This window comes from Vibrio sp. 10N.222.49.C9, assembly GCF_041474985.1.
Taxonomy (GTDB): Bacteria; Pseudomonadota; Gammaproteobacteria; order Enterobacterales; family Vibrionaceae; genus Vibrio; species Vibrio crassostreae_C.
Genome location: NZ_JBFRVD010001424.1, coordinates 1 through 296, shown reverse-complemented (window position 1 = coordinate 296; position 296 = coordinate 1). Strand labels below are relative to the sequence as shown.

At 44.9% G+C, this 296-nt stretch carries 1 pseudogene; it reads right to left on the bottom strand.

Features of this window, described 5'->3' with window-relative positions:
* Window positions 1-296, bottom strand: a pseudogene (locus tag AB4585_RS28590) (DNA polymerase Y family protein); the annotation flags it as partial.

Here is a 296-nt window from a genome sequence, read left to right as displayed (position 1 = left end):
CTTTGGTAGAGGGTCAACTGTATCTCATAGGCGACCTTATCTCTGAGCTTAAGAAAGCACTCCATTTGTTCAAGTAAGCGGGTTAAGGGTTTTTGTAACCAGTCGGTATGCTCAATTTCATACAATAGATTTAGGTGCTGATTGAAGTGAGCGGGTGGGTGATAGAAAGCAACGGGATGCTTAAACTGCCCTAATAGACGACCCACATAATTGACCACTTGGATGTCGAAGCGACGCGCTATCTCCGTCATATTCAGCGCGGTCAGTTGCGTTAGATTATTGACTCCAATACCTGT